This window comes from Mycobacterium angelicum, assembly GCF_002086155.1.
GTDB classification, from domain to species: Bacteria; Actinomycetota; Actinomycetes; order Mycobacteriales; family Mycobacteriaceae; genus Mycobacterium; species Mycobacterium angelicum.
Genome location: NZ_MVHE01000510.1, coordinates 1 through 210 on the forward strand (window position 1 = coordinate 1; position 210 = coordinate 210).

Consider the following 210-nt stretch of genomic DNA (forward strand, 5'->3'; position numbering starts at 1 on the left):
TGACCGCCGGTAGCGGATTGAATATCACGGTGTGGAGTTATGTCGATCAGCTCAATATCTCGGTGTTAACCGATGGTTCCACCGTGCAGGACCCGCATGAAGTAACCGCGGGAATGATCGCGGACTTCATCGAAATACGCCGCGCCGCTGGTCTTTCCGTGGAGTTGACAGTCGTCGAGTCCGCGATGGCGCAGGCATGACACGAAACAC

1 protein-coding gene is annotated in these 210 nt (G+C 56.2%); it reads left to right on the top strand.

Annotated elements, in window-relative coordinates; translation table 11 throughout:
- Positions 1-200: WS/DGAT domain-containing protein (locus BST12_RS30470; RefSeq protein WP_139802166.1), on the top strand; the 200-nt coding region annotated here is incomplete at its 5' end.
- Positions 201-210 lie beyond the last annotated feature (10 nt).